General features: G+C 38.1%; 19 protein-coding genes and 2 tRNA genes. 10 read left to right on the top strand and 11 right to left on the bottom strand.

Translation table 11 applies throughout. The features are described from left to right. Nucleotides 1–101 precede the first annotated feature (101 nt). From JM64_RS06380 to JM64_RS06350, 7 genes are all read right to left on the bottom strand, one after another. Complete coding sequence (locus JM64_RS06380; RefSeq protein ID WP_064011938.1) at nt 102–833, bottom strand: hypothetical protein; 732 nt, start codon at nt 831–833, stop codon at nt 102–104. An 86-nt stretch (nt 834–919) separates the two neighbouring features. Continuing rightward, nucleotides 920–1,192, bottom strand: a complete 273-nt coding sequence (locus tag JM64_RS06375; RefSeq protein WP_082868335.1) for an exodeoxyribonuclease VII — start codon at nt 1,190–1,192, stop codon at nt 920–922. 54 nt (nt 1,193–1,246) lie between these two features. Continuing rightward, nucleotides 1,247–2,728 (bottom strand): exodeoxyribonuclease VII large subunit, encoded by a 1,482-nt coding sequence (xseA, locus tag JM64_RS06370; protein WP_064011937.1) that lies wholly within the window; start codon nt 2,726–2,728, stop codon nt 1,247–1,249. Then, on the bottom strand, nt 2,700–4,868 hold the full coding sequence (locus JM64_RS06365; protein WP_064011936.1) for a TIM-barrel domain-containing protein: 2,169 nt from the start codon (nt 4,866–4,868) through the stop codon (nt 2,700–2,702). The genes xseA and JM64_RS06365 overlap by 29 nt, the downstream gene beginning before the upstream one ends. A 33-nt stretch (nt 4,869–4,901) precedes the next feature. After that, a complete protein-coding gene (gene panC, locus JM64_RS06360; RefSeq protein ID WP_064011935.1) occupies nt 4,902–5,744 on the bottom strand; it encodes a pantoate--beta-alanine ligase in 843 nt (280 codons plus the stop codon). 102 nt (nt 5,745–5,846) lie between these two features. After that, nucleotides 5,847–6,857, bottom strand: coding sequence for a DNA-processing protein DprA (gene dprA, locus JM64_RS06355; protein ID WP_014452308.1), 1,011 nt, complete (start codon nt 6,855–6,857; stop codon nt 5,847–5,849). A 60-nt stretch (nt 6,858–6,917) separates the two neighbouring features. After that, the gene (locus JM64_RS06350; RefSeq protein WP_014452307.1) at nt 6,918–7,199 is read right to left on the bottom strand and encodes an RnfABCDGE type electron transport complex subunit B; all 282 of its coding nucleotides are present in this window, start codon (nt 7,197–7,199) and stop codon (nt 6,918–6,920) included. 434 nt (nt 7,200–7,633) lie between these two features. Here JM64_RS06350 and pelG point away from each other — a divergent pair, with 434 nt between their 5' ends. The 5 genes from pelG to priA are packed head-to-tail and all read left to right on the top strand — an operon-like array spanning nt 7,634 to nt 14,497. Continuing rightward, nucleotides 7,634–9,046, top strand: a complete 1,413-nt coding sequence (gene pelG, locus JM64_RS06345) for an exopolysaccharide Pel transporter PelG (RefSeq protein WP_064011934.1) — start codon at nt 7,634–7,636, stop codon at nt 9,044–9,046. Between the two features lie 43 nt (nt 9,047–9,089). Continuing rightward, nucleotides 9,090–10,301: a GAF domain-containing protein gene (locus JM64_RS06340; protein WP_064012559.1), complete on the top strand. Its 1,212-nt coding sequence runs from the start codon at nt 9,090–9,092 to the stop codon at nt 10,299–10,301. Further along, complete coding sequence (locus JM64_RS06335; RefSeq protein ID WP_064011933.1) at nt 10,282–11,193, top strand: hypothetical protein; 912 nt, start codon at nt 10,282–10,284, stop codon at nt 11,191–11,193. The genes JM64_RS06340 and JM64_RS06335 overlap by 20 nt, the downstream gene beginning before the upstream one ends. A gap of 40 nt (nt 11,194–11,233) precedes the next feature. After that, entirely contained in the window at nt 11,234–12,121 is an 888-nt protein-coding gene (locus JM64_RS06330) for a methylenetetrahydrofolate reductase (protein ID WP_014452303.1), read from the top strand. 36 nt (nt 12,122–12,157) lie between these two features. Continuing rightward, nucleotides 12,158–14,497 (top strand): replication restart helicase PriA, encoded by a 2,340-nt coding sequence (gene priA, locus JM64_RS06325; protein WP_082868334.1) that lies wholly within the window; start codon nt 12,158–12,160, stop codon nt 14,495–14,497. Between the two features lie 231 nt (nt 14,498–14,728). Here the strand turns inward: priA and JM64_RS06320 are convergent, their stop codons facing one another. Then, complete coding sequence (locus tag JM64_RS06320; RefSeq protein ID WP_064011932.1) at nt 14,729–16,309, bottom strand: CotH kinase family protein; 1,581 nt, start codon at nt 16,307–16,309, stop codon at nt 14,729–14,731. Nucleotides 16,310–16,432: 123 nt separating this feature from the next. Between JM64_RS06320 and JM64_RS10040 the strand changes: the two genes are divergently transcribed. Next, nucleotides 16,433–16,633 (top strand): IS1/IS1595 family N-terminal zinc-binding domain-containing protein, encoded by a 201-nt coding sequence (locus JM64_RS10040; protein WP_231882308.1) that lies wholly within the window; start codon nt 16,433–16,435, stop codon nt 16,631–16,633. Between the two features lie 138 nt (nt 16,634–16,771). Here JM64_RS10040 and JM64_RS06315 read toward each other — a convergent pair whose 3' ends face one another. Genes JM64_RS06315 through JM64_RS06305 form a run of 3 tightly spaced genes read right to left on the bottom strand, consistent with a single transcriptional unit; the run spans nt 16,772 to nt 19,404 of the window. Next, the gene (locus JM64_RS06315; protein WP_064011931.1) at nt 16,772–17,455 is read right to left on the bottom strand and encodes a hypothetical protein; all 684 of its coding nucleotides are present in this window, start codon (nt 17,453–17,455) and stop codon (nt 16,772–16,774) included. A gap of 59 nt (nt 17,456–17,514) precedes the next feature. Further along, nucleotides 17,515–18,630, bottom strand: coding sequence for an ABC transporter permease (locus tag JM64_RS06310; protein ID WP_064011930.1), 1,116 nt, complete (start codon nt 18,628–18,630; stop codon nt 17,515–17,517). Nucleotides 18,631–18,672: 42 nt separating this feature from the next. Then, the gene (locus JM64_RS06305) at nt 18,673–19,404 is read right to left on the bottom strand and encodes a hypothetical protein (RefSeq protein WP_064011929.1); all 732 of its coding nucleotides are present in this window, start codon (nt 19,402–19,404) and stop codon (nt 18,673–18,675) included. A 149-nt stretch (nt 19,405–19,553) separates the two neighbouring features. Here JM64_RS06305 and JM64_RS06300 point away from each other — a divergent pair. The 4 genes from JM64_RS06300 (at nt 19,554) to JM64_RS06285 (ending at nt 22,133) form a co-directional block, all read left to right on the top strand. Continuing rightward, nucleotides 19,554–19,643, top strand: a tRNA-Ser gene (locus JM64_RS06300). 67 nt (nt 19,644–19,710) lie between these two features. Beyond that, nucleotides 19,711–19,787: transfer RNA gene (locus tag JM64_RS06295), tRNA-Arg, on the top strand. A gap of 130 nt (nt 19,788–19,917) precedes the next feature. Continuing rightward, nucleotides 19,918–21,165: a competence/damage-inducible protein A gene (locus JM64_RS06290; RefSeq protein ID WP_064011928.1), complete on the top strand. Its 1,248-nt coding sequence runs from the start codon at nt 19,918–19,920 to the stop codon at nt 21,163–21,165. Further along, nucleotides 21,132–22,133, top strand: a complete 1,002-nt coding sequence (locus tag JM64_RS06285; RefSeq protein WP_064011927.1) for a LacI family DNA-binding transcriptional regulator — start codon at nt 21,132–21,134, stop codon at nt 22,131–22,133. Before JM64_RS06290 ends, JM64_RS06285 begins: the two co-directional genes overlap by 34 nt. Nucleotides 22,134–22,148: the final 15 nt, after the last annotated feature.

Raw genomic sequence — 22,148 nt, 5'->3', positions numbered from 1 at the left:
AGCTTAATTGATAAGTTTTACGACTGCTTTCTCAAAAAAATGAAGCTAATTCTCCATAAAAGCAAGTATACTCATCGTTAGAAAGTTTTGTATGGTGGTTCTCAATTTGATTTTTGTTGAGTAAGTGTTTGAACAATAATCGTTAGTTTGTTGATAGTTTCGTCACGGATATTGTTAATATCCCCAAATTTGTTAGTTACTTCTTCTTCAAATATTGGGACCTTAACAACTCCACTTAGGGTCCTAATCTCCAAAAAATAGGCAGTTGAAGAATCTTCACCAGAAAGTGTGGAGAAAAGAATTCTATCCTGCATAAAACCTGCCGAGAGAATAGATTTCAAAGGTATTACATTGTAACCAACGGTGTGATAGGCCCTATGAAAGATATCAAAACGAACTTCATTGATGTATAGCACATTGTTGGCAATGGAAATTATAACATAATAGACCGGATAAAAATACTTTGGCACGCCATGTTTGGATTTTACAAAGTATTCATCCGTCATCCATGGACGGAATGAAAGAAATTCACCAAGGATTGTCTGACCTTTCTCTCTAATTTGGTTAGTAACAAGCGCTTTTAATTCTTCAAAATTCCTGTCATACCTTGAGAGAGGAACAAAGCTGAAAAGATAAACAATGATTTCAAAGATGCTGGAAGCTATCAAAATGATGCTTATCCCCATTTTTGTGAAATCGACAATGGTCATATAATCACTGAGGAACGATAGAAATGAGAAATCCAAGAAAAGTAAAATAAGACCGATGGCGAAAACCAAGACATAAAGAATTGGAAACTTTTTGAAGAAATTCTTATCCGTCTTTTCGTGCATATGCTCCCTCCTATTCTCTCTCACCTGCTACTAGATACATCATTATTCAGCATTGCGCTCGAATTATTCCGAATATCTTAAATATCTTATTCTTCAACGCTTTTCAAAAATTCCTCGTATTTCTTATCTATTTCCTCTTTTTGTTTTTTGATTGCGATAAGTTTCTCCCTCGCTCTTGTGAGAAGCAATATAGCCTTTGCATAAAGTTCTATCTGCTTCTCTATATCCAATTCCGAGGAGATAAAGTAGTTTTTAATCATATCAATAAGTTGCATGAGTTCCTTAAATGTTAGTTTGTTGATTTCTTCCTCACTTAACGCAAGTATCTTTTCGATATCAAATGTTTCTGTAGTCTTCATCTTTCTAAGCCCTCCCTTTTGACTGTGGATCATCCTGAGAAGTTGCAAGCTATTTCAAATTACCTTTGAAGTGACCTGACCATCTACGAAATTTATCTTAATAACGTCTTCACTTCTTATTTGTTTTACACTATTCACTATCTCGCCGCTTTTCGTAATTAGTGCCCCACCAACGGCTAACGCTTTCAAAGGTTCCCCAATACTTTCGAGTTCCATTTTCATCTGTTCTGTTTTATTGTAGAATGACAAATAATTCTTATCCATAACGGCAGATATGTTTTCAAAACTTTTCAATTCACTTGTCTTTCGCTCTATATTAACCGAAAGGTCCTTACTCATTGCGTGCAATGAATTAGCGATTAATTGTTCTAACTCGGAGAACTTTGAATCCAATTTCCTCGAAACGTTGTTTACAAAATCAAAAGAGATTCTACTCTCGAGTTCAGATAAACTTACCTTACTTATGAGATATCTGGCATACTCTTTTATATCCCGAATAGATATTGATACGTTGTTTTTAAATGCATCACTCAATACGTTAAAAATTCCTGACTGAATCTTGGCTTCAGTTACTCCAACAACAGCACTTACTTTTTGGCTTAGTTCTCTGTAGCTTTGCTCCATATCGTCGATATAACCTTTCAACTGGTTTGAGATTTCCTTTGCCACCGCCGTAGGAGTGGGAAAGCGTCTCCAAGCAACGTAATCTGCCACGGTCTCGTCTTTCTCGTGACCAATTCCGGTCAAAACGGGGATATATTTATTCATGTAAGCTATTCGAACGGCGAGTTCTAAATCGTCAAAAAACATCAAATCACTTGGTCCTCCGCCACCTCTGATTATGGCTATTACGTCGTATCTCACGTTGTTTGTTCTGCAGAAAAGTTCGATTCTATTCAAGGCAGCGATAACCTCTTGCGCTGTAGAAACACCCTGCATTGAGGATTCATATAGATGTATAACAGGCCGATAGACATCCGGAACTAAGAGGTTAGAAAGAAAATCAAAATAGCCTTGTGCGGTTTTTGATGTAATCACTGCTATCAGTCTGATTGGTTCCAACTCTGAAAGTTCATGTGTCACTTCCATTAACAAGCCTTGCCTTCTTAATTCTTCCCTTATTCTCTGTCGCCTTTTCAATATATCGGATTCACCTTGTGGTGCGATTGAATCGGCCCAAAAACTGAACTGGAATCTGTCTGGATAAAAAGAAAGCCTTCCTTGAAACTCCCATTTTTTGTGCTCTAAATCGTAAATATCTCTAACTCCAAAAGAGTAAAGGTAGCTCATAATCCCTTTCAGAAGATGCTTCCATACGATAACTGTAAGCTCAAACTTTTTCCCATCCGTTCCTTCTTGGGAAACGGTTATATACAATGCCCCATTGTATGGTTTTACCTTAACAACATCAGCAACAAACCTGTATCTTTGTGACAAGATGTTTGTTTCCTTAAGCTTGCTATGTACGTATTCCACAAAATCTCTTAGTGTTTCAAAATTCAAAGGTTCACTCGATTGGAATCCTATATTCTCCATCACTACTCACCACTACACTAACTTCCTTAGCATTACCCTTCTGGTCAACAATCTCAAATTCCCATTCGCGTTCTCTTACTGGAAATTTGTTGTTCGGCGTTTTGATTTCTAAATATCCGTTCTTTATTATGACTTGTTTTAAGTTGTAAACACCTCTTTTGTAGTCAAGTGATGTGCCATCATCTTCGTAGAAATAACCAACAACTTTTGATTTCTGGGATGTTTTAAACACTTTCCAATAGACCTTATCAACTTTTGATAAGTCAACGTAATCCGTAGGTTCAACCATCGGTATTGCCGAGTTGCTAATCTGGAACGCCGGAATGTAATGAATGGGCGTATCTACTATATTCCATCCTTTTTTGTAAACTTTCCCATCAAAAATTCCAATACTTGTTCTTGGCAACCAAACCAAACGTTTTTGGATGTTTGGTCGGTATACAGGAGCAACCAAGATATCTGTTCCAAATAAATACTCATCCTCAATGTTGAAAGCTTCAAGCTGTTCAAAATCGTAAAATAGAGGTCTTATGAGGGGTATGTTTTTGAGAACACCAAACATGTATTGTGTGTAAATGTATGGGATGAGTTTGTATCTCCATTTTATTATTTCTCTTATTATCTCTTCTACTTCTGGTCCGAATGCCCAGGGTTCTTGCCTTCTTGTTCCGATTGCCGAATGATTCCTAAACATTGGAGTAAATAGTCCAAACTCCATGAATCTAATAAGTAGTTGTGCATTCACATCTCCGCCAAACCCACCGACATCACATCCGCTGTAAAATACGCCTGAAAGACTAAGTGAATTCAACCTTATTATCTCTTGGAGAATATGCTCCCACCAACTGTGGTTATCACCGGTCCACACACCACCGTATCTCTGGATGCCGGAATACGCCGCGCGAGTTATCAAAAACAGCCTTTTATTCTCTTTCTGGAGCATCTCAGATGTTGCACGCACCATGTTCAATCCATATGCATTCTTCACTTTCCAGTGCGGTGTTCCATCAAGATGTAGGATATCCTCCCCGTGTCCTCTGCGTCCAATTTCGCCGATGGAACCTAACATACTCGCAAGGTCTATGCCATTTTCCAGTTTTGCATCTCTTAACTTTTCCCTTGCCTCTTCCAAATCTTTTTCCGCGGCGAATATTGCTATCTCGTTCATATCGTTCCAAAAACCATCCACACCGTCGTTTAAATACTTCTTCGCATTCTTAGCCCACCAATTTCTAACGTTTTTGTTCAAAAAATCAGGGAATCTAACCCTTCCAGGCCAAACAGCGCCTTCAAAATCTTTGCCAGTATTGTCTTTTAAAAAGTAATTATTCTTCCCTTCTTCAAATGCGAAATATCCTTTTTCCACCTTTACACCAGGGTCAAGAATTGACACAACTTTAAATCCATCTTTGTGGAGTGATTCTAGCATATTTTTGTAGTTTGGGAAGTTCTCCCTGCTCCAAGTAAATACTTTGTATTTTTCCATATAGTCTATATCAAGATAAATCACATCGCAAGGGATTTTTTTCTCTCTGAACTTTTTAGCAATATCCAAAACTTCATTCTCGTTGAAATAACTCCATCTCGATTGTTGATATCCAAAAGCCCAAATAGGGAACGCTATATTTCTACCCGTCAGTTTTAGATACTGCTTTAAAATCTGTTTTATTGAATCCTCGACGATTATATACTGGGCAAATCCTTTACCTTTCGACTTAAAAGTAAGGGTATTATCGTTATTCAAATTCAAGTCTATTTCCAAATACCCCGGATAGTCCGTGAAACAACCGTATTTAGTATTTAAATCCTTTGAGACGTAAATGTAAAACGGGAACGATTTGTAAAGTGGATCTGCACTTGGATGGTGTGTGAAATTATCCGTATTCCAGAATGTGTATCTTCGCCCATTTCTATCAATTGGACCTACTTTATCACCAAAGCCAAAGAAGTATCCATCAGAATGATATTGTCTTTTCAAAACGAAGAACTCTTGACCATCGTGTACTTCAAGTTGAGCATATAAATCTTTGAAAAGTGATTCAAATTCCTCAGGTTTCGCCGTCGGAATCTTATTTGCGTACTTACCTAACACTGCAAAACTTTCTGCATCAGCTTTTCCGTAGACTATCTTATATATCAACTTCAAAACCTCCCTAGCTAAAGCTTATTTGTATTAACCTTCAAAAATCATGTTGTCTATCAACCTTGCCTTACCAACAAAAACTGCAAGAGCCACAATGACTTTCCTCTCTATTTTTTCAACTGGTCGCAACGTTTCTTCATCAACTACCTCTACGTAATCAACCTTTAAAAGTGGATGGTCAAGTATTTTTAACATTTCGCTTTTTATTTTCTGTACATCACGTTCCCCAGATTCGATAAGCTCTTTAGCTTTCAAAAGTGATTTATACAACCTCGTTGCTTCTTTTCTTTCTTCTGGATTTAAATATACGTTCCTCGAAGACATAGCCAGCCCATCTTCTTCCCGAACGATGGGCATCTCTATCATCTCAACATCCATATTCAAATCCCTTACCATTCTTTTCAAAACTCTGAACTGCTGGGCATCCTTTTGACCGAAATAAGCCTTCGTTGGTTTCACTATGTTAAAAAGCTTTGTCACAACGGTACAAACTCCTCTGAAATGCCCAGGCCTACTTGCACCGCACAGATACTTTGAAAGTTCAACTTCCTCGACGTATGTTGAATACATAGCTGGGTACATTTCCTCAACGGATGGATTGAAAACATAGTCTACACCTATGGGCTCCAGCAATCTCAAATCTCTCTCGAGGTCACGCGGATACCTGCTGTAATCCTCATTTGGTCCAAACTGTGTCGGATTGACAAATATACTGACAACAACAACATCGTTCTCCTTGCGTGCGGCTTCCACCAAACTCAAATGTCCTTTGTGAAGATATCCCATTGTAGGCACAAAACCTATACTTTTGCCGCTTTTCAAGATATCGTTCACTATCTTCTTCATTTCCGCTATTGTGTGAACAAGGCGCATATTTTCGCCTCCTTCCATACGTTCGCAAAAACATCTCGAACAATCGATATTCGATATTACCGCCGCATATTGGCGTGCGTTTTATTACACCGTTTTTAATGTTTACCTAGCCCTTGCATACGTATTGCGTTCTGTCCTGTAAACAAGACCTTTGAGCTCCAAAGTCGTTAAAATGAGCATAACTTGCGAGATTGGGACATTTAGTTTTTCTGACATTTCTTCTATTGTTACCTCACTTTCAATGGCACCGAAGATTTGAGCTTCATCATCCGTCAGTTCAACTATCTTTCTGTGGTCTTTAAAGCCGTAGTATTCAAGTATATCAGAAGGTTCGGTTGCAACAAAGGCTCCGCTTTTAATAAGGTAATTTGTCCCCTGAGAAGTTGTTCTAAAGATATCTCCTGGAACTGCAAAAACATCTCTTCCTTGTTCAATAGCGTACTTTGCCGTTATGAGCGCACCACTTTCAACACCAGCTTCGGTGACCAATACACCTACCGAAAGACCAGATATTATTCTATTTCTCTCTACAAATGTGAATTTCTTAGGCGATTCCCAAGGCAGATATTCGCTAACTACGCACCCGTTATCTATTATTTGTTCGTAAAGCATCTTATTTGATTTAGGATACACCACATCCACGCCACATCCAAGCACAGCAATGGTAGGTCTGTTCAACCTTAAAGCACTCGAATGTGCTATGGTATCAACTCCGTAAGCCATACCGCTCACGATTACAAAATGTTTTGAAATTTCGCTAACAAATCTTTCTGTTACCTGTTTGCCGTAGCTAGTCATCTTACGCGTTCCAACAACTGCGAAAAGATTATACGACAAATACTCCCATTTTCCTTTAACAAATAAACATACCGGAGGGTCCGGTATGTTCTTTAACGATTGAGGATACTCTTCATCCCAGTAAGTTATCAGCTTAGTACCTGTTTCACGCAAATAAATCGACAATCTGGTAATCAGTTCTGAAAATTCCCGCGAGGAGTTCTCAAAATCTTCAAAGATTGTTGGCTCATAATGCAGATATTGCTCTATCTGCGTAATATTCTTCTTAAAAACCTTAGAAAGTGCAACAATACTCAGCGAAGTATCCAACCCCATCCCCTATCCCCCAAGATATATAGGTTCTAATTTTTAGCAAAACGTTCCAGAAATCAGCAGTTAGTTATTTTTCTGACTAAGTATCTGCCTGATTTTTTCTTCAACTCCAGACTTTTTACCTGGCAAACATTTATCAGGCTTATCTCCTTTGGCGATAGCTTTGGCGTAACCTTCGCATCCAGGATAACCACATGCACCACAATTTATTCCAGGTAAAGCCTCTAAAATGAGCTTGACCGTTGGGTCCTCTTCGACTTTGAACTTTTCAGAAACATATGAAAGAAACAACCCAAAAGCAAAACCTAGTCCTCCAAGCAGGACTGCCGAGTAAACGACCACCACACCGTTCACCTCCGAATATATATGAAATAATAATGGAAAATGTTCGAAAAAAAGCAAGCTTAACCTACTGTGTTTTTTAATTATTATACACCAAAACAAATTTCAATGCAAACTTATATGGCGCGTGCCTACATTTATACTTAACAACACATAGGTTGTTCCCAAAAATGGTTAAAAACCCATGCGAAACCTTCAAACCTAGTTTATCTAAACATGAATTTGAACTAACCGTATCATTCCATTAACACTGCGATACTTGAAACTTTACCTTACATATCTGATAATATATGTGCAGCGACCCCCCTATCCCCCCTTGGAAGAGTTGAAAAACTTTTTCAAGACCCCCCGGATAATGGACCGGGGGTATTTTTTATTTATGCACACATTGTGTTATAATTTCTATGTAACCAATAATTTCCTAAAAAGGGGTAAATATGGCGGGGATTGGTTTTGAACTCAACAAATTGTTAAGTAAAAACTCTTTTTTTTCTGATATATTCAGTTTCTTTTATTCAGCAAATGTTAGTGCTGGACCTTGGATAATGTCTTCTGTCACTCTTGTTGTTATTCAATTACTCATTCCGCAAAATGAGATACCGTTCTTTATTTCGGCAATCATATACACGTTTATCTTTTCCACGATAATCTTCGGCAGTGTTTCCACTTCTGTAACGAGGTTTCTAGCGGATTTAATCTACAAAAAGGAATTCGAAAAAATATATGGGCTTTACATTTCATCTCTTGGATATGCAGTCTTTTCTTCCGCAACTTTCCTAACTGTCTTCTTCCTAATAAATAAAATTACAGAGCTTTGGAAAATATTTCTGTTTTCATATTCTCTAACAAGTTTGACAATCATTTGGGTACAAGTCATTTTCATAACGGCAATAAGGGTTTTTACTCCTGTTGTACTCAGTTTTTTATTCGGAAGTCTGCTGAGTCTGTTTGGAAGTGTTTATCTTTTTAAATTTAGAGGCGAATACTTTTCTTATTTGGGTTACAACTTCGGACTGATGTTTATAGCTTCAATGCTCCAGTTGTTTATAAGGCGCTATTTGTTTGTTGTGAAACCTTCCAAAGAGACCAAACTTCTATTCCTGGAAGCCGTAAAAAAATACAAAAAACAAGCCGTTTCGGGTTTCATAACTTATATGGCAGCCTGGATAGACGATTTCATCGCATGGTCTTATTTCAAATACTCAATTTCAAAAGGTTTCATTTTTGCTCCTCAGTATGATATCCCTATGTTCATTTCTTATCTCTTTATTGTCCCAACGCTGACACTCTTTGTGCTGAACTTAGAAACTGATTTCTACTTTAATTACAGGGCTTTCTACCAATCGATAGAAGAAAATCGCACACTTACATATATCAAGCTCGCCAAAGAAACACTCGATAATAACTTATACGCAACCACAAAACTCATTCTTTCAGTCCAATTCGCTTTTATGCTTTCTGGCTTAATACTCTCGGGTCCTTTTGCAAAAGCTTTGTTGTTAAACGATTATGGTCTTAAAGCCTTAAGATTTGGTATTGTGGGAGCTGCAGCGAACGGTATTTTTCTCTACGTTTCACTGATTGCTCATTACTTTGATTTGCCAGATATTCCTATGTATGCTTCCATAATCGCATTCACGGTTAACTTCGTATTCTCGATGTTAACTATCATACGTTTCCCCGGTATTGGATTTGCTATAGGATTCATCATAGCAGTGATTTACAGCTGGACAAAATTCAGAGCCGTATACAAAGATTTGCTCCACTTTGAGTTCATACGAAACAGACTATCTCTTCCTTTAAGGCAGGTGATTATCCACGAAAACAAATATTTTGAAGAAACTGAATGATACAGGAAAACATAAGACTCCCAAACTATGGAATAACAAAGCATTGAAAAAACTCATTCAAAAAAACAACTTTACAAACTTGAAAAGCTTTTTGTTCCAACTGTTGGAACTGATAATATCATTTGCTATAGTGATTACCTTGCACCTCACTTCTGTTATAAGCTCTTCAGTTACAATTGTTTTTCTTGTTGCCTTCATCTTCATATGGTCCGCAAGATATGGGTTACTGCCTTTCTTAGTATCGATTTCGATATTCCAGTTACTGCTACTAACACTTTTCAAACAAGTGCAAAACATTGGTGGACTGAGTTTAAATACCGTTTCAATTTTTACCATTGTTGTTGGACTCATAATTGGAGTTGTTGGTGAGATGCTTAATAAAAAGATTAGAGATTTACAAAACGATAAGAAAAGACTGGAGCTGGAAAACCAGAAGCTACTTTCTGCTATAGGCGATATGAGAGTAGTCATCTCTCAATTGCAAATGAGAATTTACTTTGAAGGTGAAGGATTGATAGTTTTACTTGAAAGGCTTAGAGAATTGGAAATACTAGATGTGGATGAAATGCTTACGAGGGCTGTCGAAATTATCGCTGAGTTCTTCGAACTCGAAAATCTTCATCTCTACCGCTGCGAGGGGAACTTCATGAGGTATGTAGCTGGCATAGGTCAGAAAAGACTACCAAATTCGCTCGATGCAACAAAATCCAGTGTCATTTACGATGCTCTTCAAAACGGATATTCAACGCTTCCCAAAGTTATAATGAAAGCAGATATAACTTCCTTCGAACCTTGGTTTGCCGTGGTAATTGGTGAAAAATCAAATGCCTTTGGTGTTTTCGTCGTTGAAGATGTTTCGCCAGAAAAGTTTTCAGAAACTCTTGTAAAATACATAAGTGCTGTTGCAGGTTGGTTGTATGCAAACGTCAGGACAATACTGCAAGAAGAGAGAGCTCTGGAAGAAGTCTACAAAAAACCAGACGGAACTTGGGACGAAAATTACTACATTAAAAAGAAGAAAGTCTTCGAGAAACGAAAAGAAAGATTTGGCATACCTTATGAGGAATTATGTATAACCTACAAATCCGAATACCACAACTCCATAGTAAACACTTTCAGAAAATCCGATGTGCTAGTAGCATACCCTACAAATGGTAAAATTGTCCTAAGAGCCCTCTTAGCTGTCTGCGACGCTCAAGGAAAGGCAAAAATACTTGAGAGGTTGATCAATAAATATGAAATCGAGGTATGTTAAAAATGCAGATTTCAAAGGGTCCGGAGAGATGAGAAATATCAGAAAGAATTCTATTAACAAACACCAACAATTAAGCTCTAAAATAATTTCGGGTACCAACCTAATTATAGTTTTCATTAACCTTTTCTCCATACTTTTTTATGGATTCCGCTTAGAGAACCTTATCGTCATACTCATTTCTGCAGTTCTTTTTTACATCGAGCGAAAAAATTTACCGGAAGTTGTTCTTTTCGTGTTAGCTTATCCACTATCCTGGCTATTCTTTATCCCTTTGAAAAATGAAGAAATTGAAGACTTCTTCAACATACCACTACCACCGGAGATCCGGCTAAATATCGACGAAACTGTAAAATCAGTTCTCCCGGTGAAAACAATTATTATTATTGGAGACACAACTGAAAAGAAGGCCGTTACTCAGAAACTTGTCACATACGTAACACACGGTATTGATGTCGAGGAGAATATGAAATACCTCCGGATGTTGCAAAAGGACCCCCACATGGATATTGCCCTTTACGCCGGCCAAGCATTCGAAGACATAGAAAATTATTTTGAAGAACAGATTGCAAAGTCCAGGAATATTAACGACATAGAATCCTGCTTGACTATTTACAACTATTTGAGAACAGGTATTCCGAAAGGTGTTGTAAGACAAGACCTTGAAAATCTTTTACGCGCAAAAATGGAAAATGTAAGCAACCGCCTGCCAGAATACTATGAAATTATGTACTATCTTGAAAAAGATGAAAACTATTTCTTGAAAGGGTATGAGGTAACAAAGGAGCCAAGACTTCTGAAAAAGTATCTTTTAGAAAAACTCAGAAAGAGGGAATACAATATTGTAAAAGCATACTTATCAGAAACAACCAGAAAGCTTATTTGTGAAAACTAATTAGATTTTTCCCCACTCTTAGTACTCGAGGTGTTACCATATGGATGAAACAAATAAAACCGAATTTTTTGCTTATCGGTTTATTCTAGAGACACTTCCTCCAAGGGGAACGAACCCAGACAAATACTTAGCTTTCTGCAAAGAAGCTGTAGAACAAGGAGCTCAAATAATTGCGGTCACAGATTTACCTATGGGAAGTGCAAGGGTATCTCCCATAGCACCTGCTCATATGCTGGTAGAAATGGGATTAGAGGTGCTGATGCATTTTTCACGAACTACGAGAAATGCAATTCGAATAGAAGGTGATTTAATCGCTGCACACATGCTTGGTATTAAGAATCTCTTGATTCTCTCCGGAGATGACCCAAGGGTTGGAACCTATCCGTTTTCATCGAGTATTGAAGATTTTAGTATATACGATGTGTTCAAACTAACAAAACTACTGAACGAAAAGGGTGAAGACCTCGCAGGTTTGAAAATCTTTGGTTCTTTCTCGTTCAATGCGGGAGGTGTCTTCAGCCCATTTGAGAAAGATTTGAATCAGACATTGGAAAGAATGGAACTCAAAATGCAGAATGGATGCCAATTTTTCGTCTCGCAACCTATCTTCAATTCCGAGACTATTTTAAAATTATTTGAAAAATCTGAAGCTGAAGAACTTTTCAGAAGAACTAAAATCTACATCGCTCTCATGGTTTTTGAATCCTTTCAACAACTTGAACATTACTCAAAAGTCCCAGGCGTCTTCGTTCCAAAAGAATACTTCCGTCAAAAAAATGATGCACATTTAGAACAATACTCAATTCATCAATGCATCTCCATAATTGAAAAGCTTGCACCATATGTCCATGGCTTTTACCTCACTTCCACAACAAAGAAAATGGAAACGATAAAGACAATTTCGGATGCAGTAGTTTCGCAGTATTAAAAAAACAAGAGAGTCAAACAAAAGGAGCAGGTAACGATGTATTACGTTGTAGCAATATCGAATTACTCGGAGAACAAGATGTTCGTATACTCTTCCGCTGAAAACATAACCCTTGGAGAAAGGGTTGTGGTATCTTTTAGAAATAAAAAGACTTTGGCGTATGTGGTTCAAAAGTTTGAGAGTATTGAAAAAATATGGGAGAGTAACATAAAAGAACTTATTGACTATGAGAAAATAGGATTGAATTCATCTAAGGTACCGAAAATCATTGAACGTTGTGACTATATTTCATTCATAGATAGTGTCCGACTAAATGCATTTATCGACTGTGCACTTTCTCTGGGTTATCCAATAGGTCGGTTGTTCGACTTATCATTCCCTCCCAGTTTTGACAAATACTTCACGCTATTTGTTGAAAGTGCTAACCCGTTGTTTAACCTTCCAAAGATGAAATACGAAGAATTTAGGAAAATGAGCAAGGCAAAAGAGTACATCGAAAATGGGCTGGTTAGAATTTTCCGCGATTTCGAAACTAAAAAGCCAAGACCAAGGGGCAAAGAAGAATTTGTAAAGCTTTTAGCTTCCCCAGAAGAATTGGCAAAGTTACGATTGACTTCAAAACAATCGGTAGTTGTAAACTATTTGCTTTTAAAAGGAGTATCAACCGTCGATGAAATACTGAGCGACTTGGAAGGCGAAGGTATAGATAAAAGTGTTTTAGTGCAACTAAAAAATAAAGGTGTTGTTGAAATAACAGAACAACCAATTCCAAACGAAACAACTGAACAACTTAGCAGCAAAAGAAAGCTAACGGACGAACAGCACAAAGCCGTAGAAAATATCTTAGAAGAATTAAACGACCGAAAAACGCATTTAAAACACCTACTTTTTGGTCCTACAGGAAGCGGAAAAACAGAGGTTTATTTAGATGTTATTAAACACGCACTGAACTTTGGTAATGTGATTTACCTTGTGCCAGAGATATCATTAACAGAACAAACCATTGCAAGACTGCGAAAACACTTTCCAGATATCCCCATCGCGGTGTATCACAGCTATCAGACAGACGCAAAAAGGGTAGAAATATGGTCAAAAGCAGTAAAAGGGGAAATAAACATCCTCGTTGGTCCGCGCAGTGCCCTCTTCGTTCCCTTGAAGAATTTAAAACTTGTCGTTGTTGATGAAGAACAAGACGAAGGATACTACAACAACAGTGAGCCATATTACGATGTGAGAAAGATACTACATCACTTTCCAGTAACCGTTATATTTGGCTCTGCAACTCCACATCTTGAAACCTACAAACTTGCAAAGGATGGGCTCTACAAATTCCACGTTCTCACAAAGAGATTCAACGTAGAATTACCAGAAGTTGAAATCATCGACATGAGGAAAGAAAAGAAAGTGACTCCTTCGATATCTAAGACACTTCACGAAGAAATTACAAACGTTCTAAACAAGGGCATGTCAGCTTTGATATTCACCCGTCGAAAAGGATTTTCAAGGGTCCAATGTGCCGTATGTGGTCACACCGTGAAATGTGACAACTGCGATGTCTCCATGACTTACCACTCCGATTCCGAAAAGCTGAAATGTCATCTGTGCGGTTTGGAAAAAGGTGTTCCGAATATGTGCCCAGTTTGTGGCTCTCAACTATTCACAGACAAAGGCACAGGGACTGAAAAGATAGAAAGAGAACTCAGGGAACTCTTCCCTGGTAAAAATATTGGACGAATAGATGCAGAAATTATTGACACTCCTGAAAAACTGAAAAAAGTCCTCGAAGCTTTAAGAGAAGGAAAATTGGAAATCGTTACAGGGACGAAGATGATAACAAAAGGACTGGATATCTATCGAATAGGTCTCGTTGGAATCGTTGACGTCGATGCGTTGATATCTTATCCTGATATAAACGCTCCATTAAGAACTTTTCAACTCCTTGTCCAAGTCATTGGTAGAGCTGGGAGAAAAGAAAAAGGCAAAGCTATCATACAAACCTACGACCCGAACAATCCCGTAATTGTTTACGCAAGTGCACAGGATGTTATAGGTTATTACGAGCGTGAATTGTCGTTAAGAAGAGAATTGAATTATCCTCCATTCGCAGATATTGTGCATGTTATGTATTCAAACCAATCAGAAGAAATAGCCAGAGAAACCATCGACGCCGTTTACAACGAAATTCTCAACGCAGAAGAGCTGTATATAGAAATACTTGGCCCTTCTGAGCACCCCGTATTTAAAGTTGCGAACAAATATCGTTATCAGTTCTTTGTTAAAACCACAAATGTATCTAAAGTTGTTAATTTAATTAGTGAAATCAAAACCAAATATCCGGGGGATTGGGTTGTGCAGGTCACTCCTCCGGAGATATAACATACGAAAAGGGGTATTAAGATGAAAAATGGTGAACTTACCAAGTTGAGGGAAATGAATCTGTTTGCTGCAATTTTCCATCTTGTGCAAGGAATAGTGGTATTAGTTCTTGCAAACGACTTTTCAATAACCATTTTATAATTTTCCTGGGTAATGTTATACGAAAAATCACTGTAAAACAAGCAACTAAACGGTAAAACAGAGTAATTGCGTATTTGTTTGTTAATTAAATCACTTTCCAATTCTAAAAATCTCGTTTAAGTATTCTCTTATATAGTTCTTCCGTTCTCTTGCAAACTCTTTCATCCACTCTATTTCACTTTCCCAATTATCTATTTCCGGCTTTCCCCAACGTCTGGAATGCAAGGCTATCTCTGCCTTTATTCGATCTGCATGTTCGTCTATGATTTTTACAACCCTATTCTCATCAAATACGACGTTGAGTATATATTCGAACCTTTCCAAAAATCTCTTCCTAAACTCTTCATTTTCTAATAGCTTTCTGAAAAGAAGTGTAGACGTTTCGCCCATTGTTACAGTATCCCAAACATTTGGGTCACCATACATTGCAACTTTTAATGTGTTATGCGTTGGCTCCCAGAAGGAAAGGTCCATGTCGTACATCATCCATCTCCATTTACCATCCCCAAACGGCTTGTCTTCAGGTTTCAAAACTCGCCACATCCGCTCGTTATTACCTGGCCAGTCCATGTTTGCCGCTATGATTTCAGCAATTTTGTAGTCTATATAGCTGTCAATATCTATCATATTCGCAACATACGAATAATTTTCAAGTTTTGATAAGTCGTTGTCCCTAACAAACTTGGCGAGTCTGACAAAACTTTCTTGGTCACCTTCTTTTCCATCTTGTATACTCAAATCACCATTTATAATCACCGTGTTTTTCTCATTGACCCCGTGTTTTACTTGCAGGTATCTTTGATCATAATACTCCATTAAATAGCTTATACCCCAGTATTCTCCATTGATGTAATGAACAACTGGATAATTATCCTGTGTATCAAAATTTAATCCCTTGAAGATTTCTTGGACTGCTGAATCTCGAATATACGTTGCTTCCCAATCGTTGCCAGAGTTTCTCAAAATAAGCTTTTTGTAACCTTTCCTTCCAAAGAACGGATAGGTGAACTCTCCTTCTTTGTTTCTCGCATATAGTCTGAGAGATTTTATCGGGAAATTCCGAGTGTATTCGCCATGGATCCTTAAGCCTACCTCTGTTCGGTAAACAAGTTTTCCATTTTCAAAATATTCCATAATAGCCTTTCTTTCCCAATCGCTTCCCCTTTGGTGGTAGTTACCGCTCCACTCAGGGTTCGTGGGATCAAAGAGTTTACCAGGAACGTAAATACCCTTTTCTTCATCAAAAAGGTTTGACGGGTCTGTGATTATAGAAACAACTGGTAAGTCGTGGTGTATTCCTACAAAGTATGTTCTGACGGCACTATCGGTAACTTTTCCATTCACAACCTCGACAATCTTTAGAACGGTTGCTTTTTTGAATTCTCCTTCAGGTGTTTTCCAATATAAGGGAGACGTTGGAATATAAATGAGCGTGTTATCATATCGTTCAACTATAGGTATCGCTCTTTCATACTCAATAGTCCCTTGATTACCAACGGCTGGGTCTGTACCATCCATGGTATAGTAGATACGCCCACCGACCGTTGATTTGATTTCCACTTGGAATGGGCTCTCGTAAAATCCTGATTCATGGGAAATAATAAGCTGGGAATAACCTATTGCCGCAACCAATACAACTAAAACAGTTGCAAAAATTACTTTGCTTTTCATTTTGCTTCCCCCTTTCCATAGGAGATAATGTTAACTAAAAGTATTGAAACTTTCCAAAAACCGCATTATCCTTTAAAGAGGGGACACCCCCCAACCATCTCTTGACAAAGGAGGTATCCCGATATGAACAACTCAACGCTCTCTTGTCCAAAATGCGGTTCCACCAGCTTATACAAAAACGGTCATGACAAATACGGTAACCAACAATTCCTTTGCAAACTCTGCCATCATTCCTTCAAACTTTCCCATTCTCACAAACACAAAAACTTCTCTTTCCCTTATCCCAAATGCACTTCTTGTGGTAAATCTAAGGCTTTTGTGTAGTGAAGAATCTTTGGAAAACGCACAACGGTAATATCAATCTCATTCTTTCACACTTACACTCTTTCATCACTACAAGTTAACACTATCCCATAGGAATGTGTCCTGACTCCCACTTTTACCATGAATTATCATCTATCATTATCTGTACGCCCTTATCCAAAACTCATACACCACACTTTGCCCATCCAACCGAATATTAGGTTTCCCCGCAAGTTCTTCCAAAACATTAACGGGAATTTCATACTTTGTTTTAATGAATATGGTGTACCCCTCTCCGTAAAGCTTGTAACCAACTTCGTATCTATTTGCCAAATAATCACTCATGTAACCCTTGGAATAAATCGACTGCGAATTGAGAGTTGATATCTTAAAACCTCCACTTATATATTTCCTAGCAGCCTGTTCAACTTCTTTCAATTCATTATATATGTCCAAAGCCGTCATGTTGGTAGTTTCCGTTGCGGTAGTCACAAGTGGTATCAACAGTGTGCCCGTTGTATTATTTACCTCGTAAGTCTCGGCAGCGGTCGTTGAGTTTTCTGTGTCGCCAGTGTATCCGGTCTGTCCAGCTGCGTCTTGCAGGCTAAATTGAGAACTTGTGGATTGAGTGTAAGTTTCTGAGGCTGTTGGAGATTGTGAAACTTTTTCTGAACTTTCGGATTGCACGCTTTGTGCAATGGTTGGAGCTAAAGTATCGGAACTTTCACTAACGTGCTGAGAAATCTGCCAATCCCACGGAATTTGCCTCTTAGAATTTACTGAAATGATAACAACTAAAACTACCAACAATAGCACAAAAATCAGTTTTACCATCTCTCCCAAGGTTATCCCTCCGTCTTTTCATTCTTTTATGCTTAGTATTTTTATCTTTTCTCAAATTGTTAACTCTTTTTTGGTGAAAACTCTTTTTTAATGCACACAATTGATAATGCGCCAAAAATAGAGGCGCCTATGATCGAAAGAAAAAGATTTTTAGTAATCAAAACTTTGAAATCGTCCTTTATTGAAAAAAGCTGTGCCATGCGAAGTAAGTAGACTGATTTATATATTGGGACAAAATTCAAAATCTTCTTTCCTAACTCTGGTAAAGATGATACAGGCATTAACGAACCGCTCGAGAAAAGCAACAAAACTCCCAAAATTGCGGCAATAAGATTTGATGACATAGTGTTTTGAGAAAATGACGATATCGTTATTCCTAAAGCAGTATGAAACAGGGCATTTGATAAAATGACAGTTAAGATAACTATAACGCTTATGGAAAAACCATTTATCAGAAAGACAAAGTAGGAAACCAAACCCGCAACGAAAGATATAAGAAAAGTAGTCGTGAACTTAGCAAGGTAATAATGGTAAGGCTTTATTTTTCCAATAGAATAATACAAAAATAGACCACGTTCTTTGTCACTAGCCACACTTGCTGCACCTATCAACATTCCAGCAAACATGGTTATCAAAAGAATCAAACTTGGTGCGAATACTTGACTAAAACTCACTTCTTTGTCCGTGACAAGTTTTGGAGCAGGCACACTCGATGAAGTGTACATCTGTTGGAGCACTTTGGGATTGAAAAATGGTCCGCCACTTAAATCTTCAAAAAGCTTTTTAAAAACAAGATAAGCTGCTGCTGAAAGTTGCGTATCAACAGGACTTGGGACATACCTAATTTCCGTCTGCCTTGCCGAAAACAAGGATGTAGTGAAATCACTAGGGATTATAACGACTGCATTAAGTTCCCCGTTCTTAAGTTTTTCAATATAATCTGGACCGACGTATTGAATTGTCCCTCCATGGAACAAAGACATAACAACTCCCACGGTGAATTTAGAAAGTGGTGACTTGTCTTCGCTATAAACCCCTATTTTCAAACTATCTGTACCAAATGAATTAAAAAATGCAGTACCGAGTAAGATAAAAATTATCGGTAAGCCTAATAGAACTATGTATGTAATAGGACGTGAGATAACTCTTTTAAACTCCAATGTAAGCAAGCGCATTTACACTCACCCTTGACCATTGTCCGACCAATAAGTAAGAAGCTAGAACTTGTAACGTACAGCCAATCCGAAAGAGATGTTACTAAATGCCCTTTCATATTCTCCTTCGATATATTCGAAGTTCGCTGTAAATGGTCCAAAAAGGCTTGCACCTATGTTGTATCCAACATACACTAACAAATCCGGAAAGTGTTTAAAATCCATTGGTAATTGAACGAAAAGTTCCGCTGAGCCAATTAGGTTTATAATTGATGCAGTATTGTAGTGTTTTAAATCACTCGTTGTAAAATCATCAAAATTTCGGGAGCTTCCTACGAGCAGACTTACCGTTTCATAATTTATACCTAACTTTCCTGAAAAACCTAAAATGATACCTTTTTTCATGTTACCGATTAACGTTTCTATCAGCTTTGCAGAAACATCATAACTTGCTCCAACAACACTGTACCTTATTGGAGATATCGGTAAATGGTTAAAAACTGTACTCTTCAGAGTGAACCCACTAGAAATTATCAATGGGTCCCTGGGATTTGCATTTGATTCGAATGAATAATAGACAACTAAGTTGTCAAAAGGTGTCAATTCATGAGCAGAATTATCTACAAACTTTTGTGCTACTAAGGAAGGTTTAATGTAAGATAAACCATACCAATCGGCAAACGAATTTGTATATGCGTAAACATAGATAAAGAGCGACAAAATTAAAAGAGCAAATAACTTAGTGAAAGAAAAATAAGAAAGTTCTGGCAAAACAGTGTATTTTCGAAACTCCATAGTTTTTCCCCTCCTGCATTTATTTAAGTAATATCAGCCATTGTTTTAATTATACCACAACTTCTTCTTTGACACTTTACCCCTTGAAATTTTTATAGTATGTGGTACAATCTTAACGCAAAGATACTACTAATTAGTTATGATTATGCGGAGAGATGGCCGAGTGGTCGAAGGCGCTTGCCTGCTAAGCAAGTGTGGAGGTTTCTCCACCGAGGGTTCGAATCCCTCTCTCTCCGCCACAAAGAAAGTTTGGGTGATGAGTTTCAAATGTCTCATCACCCATTTTTGAATGGTTAGAGAAAAGACGTGCCCGTAGCTCAACTGGATAGAGCGTCAGACTGCGGATCTGGAGGTTGTGGGTTCAAGTCCCGCCGGGCACGCCAGATATGCCAGATAATTTAATGAGTCAAAAAGCTACACCCAAGGTGTAGCTTTTCTTTTTTTATGGTATAATTCTTAATGGCTCTTTTTGTTTCTTTTTAAATTACTCACCAATTGAAGCGGGGGATGTATTTGAGAAACGCGATAATATTCTCAATAGGTAACGAACTTGTTGAGGGACTTATTATAGATACGAATTCGAAGTACCTAAGTGAAAAACTAAAAGTTTTGGGATATTATGTCGTCCGCATAGAAACTCTACCTGACAAACTTGATATACTCGTTGAAAGATTCAAAGCAGGTCTACTCGAGGCAGACTTGATTATAACCACTGGTGGACTAGGACCTACTGAAGACGATTTAACAAGAGAAGCGATGGCTCAGGCTCTTGGATGCAAACTTGTTATAGATGAAAAAATTGCGCAAGAATTAGTAGAAAGGGCTTTGAAATATTACGGCAAAGCTCCTGAAAGTGTGAAAAAACAAGCAATGGTTATTGAAGGTGCAAGTGTGTTGGATAACCCTGTTGGAACAGCACCTGGTCAAATGTTACAATTAAACGGAAAAATCGTAATCATTTTACCAGGTCCACCCGCTGAAATGATACCTATTTTTGAGAGCATTACTCAAACGATAAAAACTGATGATGCACTTTATACAAGAAGAATAAAGACGTTAGGAATTCCTGAAGCTGTGTTAATGAACGAATATAAAGACATCATCTATTCAAACCCAAATATTACGGTTGCTACGATGGCATCGTATGAAAGAGGTGTCGAGGTTAGACTAACCGGAAGTACAGAATTGAAAGAAGAGATAGACAAGGTTGCTTCTGAACTTTTAAATGCCTTGGGCGAACATGTATATGCAACCGATGACGATAGTATTGAAGACGTAGTTTACAAACTTTTGAGCGAGAATAGCCTGACTATCTCATTCGCCGAGTCTTGCACTGGTGGCATGATTTCTTCGAAATTCGTCGATATCCCCGGGGTTTCAAAAGTTTACAAAGGTTCTGTTATAGCTTATTCAAATGAAGTTAAGACCTCCGTATTAAAGGTTCCGGAATCTATAATAAACACATATGGAGCTGTAAGTGAGGAATGCGTAAAATCAATGGCAGAGAATGTCAGAATCCTTCTTAACAGCGATTTCTCCATTGCCGTTTCCGGAATAGCCGGTCCGAGCGGTGGGACCGAAACAAAGCCCGTTGGAACTGTTTGCTTTGCCTTTTCATCCGATTCATTTACCCGCACTATCACACACCATTTGAGGGGAAACAGGGAAATGATAAGAAAGAGAAGCACGCTTCTTGCATTTGATATCGCGAGGAGAGGGATATTAGAATGGCTAAGACAAAGAGAAGTTTCCAAAGAGTAACCATAAAAGATGTTGCAGAGTATGCAAAAGTTGGGGTTGGTACTGTCTCTAGAGTTCTTAACAACAGCCCTCATGTTGATCAACACACAAGGCAAAGGGTACTGGAAGCAATAAAAGTCCTTGGGTATTTTCCAAACCCACATGCAAGAAGATTATCAACTGGTTCAAGTCAGCTAATAACCGTTATAACCCCTGAGATGAAGGGCGACTTCTACCAAATATTGATGTCAGCCATTGATGAAGTTCTATTCAAATACGGTTATTCTTCACTGTTGTATCCTCTTTACAACGAGAAGAAGTACGAGGCGTTAAAGAGGTCTTCCGACATACTTCTTTCCACAGATGGGCTTATAGTCGATGCCGTAAATGTCGACAAAGTGTTAAGTAATATCATAAAACCACAAACCCCTGTTGTATGTATTGAACAAGACTCAGACGATTATGATTCAATAATGGTTGACAATTACTATGGAGGAGTTATTGCTGGAGACTACTTTGCAGATTTTGATATGGATATATTTGTAGTAACGCATAGAAAGACCCACGAACTTGAAAGCACTGTGTTTGATGAACGTCTCGAAGGATTTCAAGAATCGCTCGAAAAAAAAGGTAGAAGCATCGATAAAGTTTACTACGTTCCCCTGGACTGGGAAAGCACGTTTGAAGTCGCACGACGCATATTCTACAGGTTTAAACGCTGTGCTATATTCACAACAACCGATTACTTGGCAGTTCCAATAATAGAAGTTGCAAGGACTATGGGGCTGAAAGTTGGCGAGGATGTCCGAGTATGTGGTTTCGATGACCTCCCAATTGCCCAAATTCTGGAAATTACAACTGTGAGACAACCTATTGCGGAAATGGGGCGACTGGCAGCAGAAACGTTGGTAAAACGAATTTCCGGAAAACTCAAAGAAAAGCCGAAAAAATACATATTGAAACCAGAACTGGTAATTAGAAGTACATAGTTGGCAATAATCCTC

The sequence above is a fragment of the Fervidobacterium pennivorans genome, assembly GCF_001644665.1.
GTDB lineage: Bacteria > Thermotogota > Thermotogae > Thermotogales > Fervidobacteriaceae > Fervidobacterium > Fervidobacterium ngatamarikiense.
Note: the sequence above shows the minus strand (reverse complement) of the source record. Positions and strands in the feature narration are given on the sequence as shown.

Excerpts from the sequence above, each read along its gene's own strand:
- JM64_RS06335 (WP_064011933.1), top strand. The coding sequence starts at position 10,282 with ATGAAATCGAGGTATGTTAAAAATGCAGATTTCAAAGGGTCCGGAGAG.
- JM64_RS06380 (WP_064011938.1), bottom strand. The coding sequence starts at position 833 with ATGCACGAAAAGACGGATAAGAATTTCTTCAAAAAGTTTCCAATTCTT.
- panC (WP_064011935.1), bottom strand. The coding sequence starts at position 5,744 with ATGCGCCTTGTTCACACAATAGCGGAAATGAAGAAGATAGTGAACGAT.
- pelG (WP_064011934.1), top strand. The coding sequence starts at position 7,634 with ATGGCGGGGATTGGTTTTGAACTCAACAAATTGTTAAGTAAAAACTCT.
- xseA (WP_064011937.1), bottom strand. The coding sequence starts at position 2,728 with ATGGAGAATATAGGATTCCAATCGAGTGAACCTTTGAATTTTGAAACA.
- JM64_RS06320 (WP_064011932.1), bottom strand. The coding sequence starts at position 16,309 with ATGAAAAGCAAAGTAATTTTTGCAACTGTTTTAGTTGTATTGGTTGCG.
- priA (WP_082868334.1), top strand. The coding sequence starts at position 12,158 with ATGTATTACGTTGTAGCAATATCGAATTACTCGGAGAACAAGATGTTC.
- dprA (WP_014452308.1), bottom strand. The coding sequence starts at position 6,857 with ATGGGGTTGGATACTTCGCTGAGTATTGTTGCACTTTCTAAGGTTTTT.
- JM64_RS06375 (WP_082868335.1), bottom strand. The coding sequence starts at position 1,192 with ATGAAGACTACAGAAACATTTGATATCGAAAAGATACTTGCGTTAAGT.
- JM64_RS06305 (WP_064011929.1), bottom strand. The coding sequence starts at position 19,404 with ATGGAGTTTCGAAAATACACTGTTTTGCCAGAACTTTCTTATTTTTCT.
- JM64_RS06330 (WP_014452303.1), top strand. The coding sequence starts at position 11,234 with ATGGATGAAACAAATAAAACCGAATTTTTTGCTTATCGGTTTATTCTA.
- JM64_RS06310 (WP_064011930.1), bottom strand. The coding sequence starts at position 18,630 with ATGCGCTTGCTTACATTGGAGTTTAAAAGAGTTATCTCACGTCCTATT.
- JM64_RS06285 (WP_064011927.1), top strand. The coding sequence starts at position 21,132 with ATGGCTAAGACAAAGAGAAGTTTCCAAAGAGTAACCATAAAAGATGTT.
- JM64_RS10040 (WP_231882308.1), top strand. The coding sequence starts at position 16,433 with ATGAACAACTCAACGCTCTCTTGTCCAAAATGCGGTTCCACCAGCTTA.